The organism is Pseudokineococcus marinus (genome assembly GCF_013004605.1).
Classification (GTDB): domain Bacteria; phylum Actinomycetota; class Actinomycetes; order Actinomycetales; family Quadrisphaeraceae; genus Pseudokineococcus; species Pseudokineococcus marinus.
Map to the genome: position 1 here is coordinate 1 of NZ_JABEMA010000401.1, position 2,317 is coordinate 2,317.

Annotated in this window: 2 protein-coding genes; both read right to left on the minus strand. The window is 77.8% G+C overall.

Annotated features, from left to right (window positions below):
* Window positions 1–133 precede the first annotated feature (133 nt).
* Window positions 134–991 (minus strand): cysteate racemase, encoded by an 858-nt coding sequence (gene cuyB / locus HLB09_RS20190; RefSeq protein ID WP_171204296.1) that lies wholly within the window; start codon window positions 989–991, stop codon window positions 134–136.
* Window positions 988–2,193 carry a carboxylate--amine ligase gene (locus HLB09_RS20195; RefSeq protein ID WP_171204297.1) on the minus strand — a complete coding sequence of 402 codons (1,206 nt, stop codon included), beginning with the start codon at window positions 2,191–2,193 and terminating at the stop codon, window positions 988–990. Before HLB09_RS20195 ends, cuyB begins: the two co-directional genes overlap by 4 nt.
* Between the last annotated feature and the right edge of the window lie 124 nt (window positions 2,194–2,317).

Here is a 2,317-nt window from a genome sequence, read left to right on the forward strand (position 1 = left end):
CGGCCGCCGTGGCGGTGGCGACGGGCGCGCACGGCCCCGCCGCGCTGGAGGCGCTCGGGGCCGACGTCGTCCTGCCCGACCTCGAGGCCTTCCCGGCGTGGCTCGAGCCCTGGGCGGCCCGCCGCAGGACCGCCTAGCGCCCGGCCGCGGCCGGGGCCGGCGCGCGTCGATCGCGCAGCCGGTGACCGGCCCGCGTGATCGTGCTGCGGGCCAGGGCGTCGAGGGAGTCGACGAAGCGCGGGTCGTCGAGCAGGCCCGCGCCCTCGGCGACGACGGACAGCTCGGTGCAGCCGAGGAGGACCACCTCCGCCCCCTGCGCGAGGAGGCCCTCGGCGACGGCGAGCAGGGCCGGCAGGTCGACCGCCGCGCCCGCCTTCACGCCGTCGTAGATGGCGCTCGTGACGACCGCCTGCCCGGCGGCGTCCGGCACGAGGGCGCGCACGCCGGCGGCCTCGAGGGCGCGCTGGTAGACGCCGGCCGCCACGGTGCCCTCGGTCGCCAGCACCGCGGCGGCGCGCAGCCCGGGCCGCCGCGCCACGGCGGCCGCCGTCGTCTCGCCGACGATGCTCACGACCGGGACGTCCACGGCCGCGGCGATCTGCGCCGTGTAGTGGTGCGCCGTGTTGCAGGGCACGACGACGAAGCCGGCGCCCCAGCGCTCCAGGCGCCGGGCGTCCTCGGCCATGACCGGCCCCGGGTCCTCGGCGGAGGCGCCGAGGATGTGGGCCGTGCGGTCGGGGATCGTCGCGTGCTGGAGGACGACGAGGTCGACGTGGTCCTGGTCGCGCTCGGCCTCGGTGAGCCGCACGACGGCGTCGAGGAAGCTCACCGTCGCGAGCGGGCCGACGCCGCCGAGGACGCCGACGAGCGGGTGCTCGGCGGCCGGGGGCCCCGGGGCGGTGTCAGGGGCGGTGTCGGGGGCGGTGTCGTCGGGGGCGGCGACGTGCGGGGCGACGTCCTCGGGGGCGGGGTCGTGCGGGGAGGGGTTCACGCCGCTCCCCGCCGCACGAGCTCCTCGGCCTCGGCCCGGATCTCCCGCGCGCGCTCCAGCGGGTAGTGGCGGCGGTACTTGCGCACCTGGTTGAGGTGCGCGGCCGCCACGTAGGCGAGCCGGCGCGGGTCGCGCTCGGGGCCGTAGCGCAGCGGGTCGACGGCGCGCCCGGAGCGCACGAGCCCGCGCACGTGCGCCCGCAGCGCCGGGTCGGCGACGTAGCGCAGCAGCAGCGCCGGGGGCAGCACCGTGTAGAGGCGCTCGGCGTCCGCCAGCTCCGGCGCCCCGGGCGGCAGGGGGTCGAGCCCCTGCAGGTGCTCGCGCACGTACAGCTCGACGGGGTTCTGGCCGCTCGCCGTCACGTAGTAGTTGCTGCGCCCGAGGCGGGGGTTGAGCTCGAAGAAGACGGCCCGGCCGTCGCGCGGGTCGACCTTGAGGTCGAAGTTCGCGTAGCCCGTCCACCCCACGTGCTCGAGCAGGCGGCGGGCCTGCTCGGCGACCTCCGCGCCGCCGCCCGTGACGATGCCGGCGGGGTTGCCCAGCGCGCCGGGCGTGTGCTCCTCGAGCAGGACGCGGCCGAAGGAGGAGAACCGCACCCGCGCCGACCGGTCGCTGTAGCAGGTGAGGATCCGCATGCCGGAGTCGTCGCCGGGCACGAGGTCCTGCACGAGGAAGGTGCCGCGGTAGCCCGCGCGGGCCAGGACGTCGACGAGGTCGTCGAGCTCCACGGCGTCGCGCACGGTGAAGACCTTCTGCTTGCCCGGGAACGAGACCCCGGCGTACGCCGTGGTGCTCGCCGCCTTGGCGATGACGGGGAAGGTGAGCGGCGCCCCGCCGCCGACGGTGCGGCCGACGTCGACCCCCGGTCCGCCGGTGGCCCGCGCGTCGCGCTGCACGTCGACGACGACGGTGCGGGGGGAGGGGATGCCCAGCTCGGCGCAGACGGCGCCGAAGCCTTCCTTGTCGGTCATCCGGTCGAGCAGGTCGCGGCCCACGTAGGGCAGGACGAAGCGGTCCTCGAGGTGCGCGCGCTGCTCGACGAGGAGCCGCACGGCGCGGTCGGCGCTGCCGAGCAGCAGCAGCGGCGCGCCGGAGCCGGACGCGGCGTGCTCGTCGGCGACCCGGTGGAGCGCCGCGACGGCGACCTCGGGCGCGTCCACCCCCGGCACGACGACGTGGTCGACGACGCGGGAGCGCCGCACCGGGCTGGGTCGCGCGCGAGCGGCCAGGCGCCGTCGCGGTGCCCGCGGGACTCGACCTGGTCGTCGTCGAGGGAGTCGGGGCCGGCCGGCGCGAGCTGGAGGGTCTGTTGGACGCGGTGGTGTG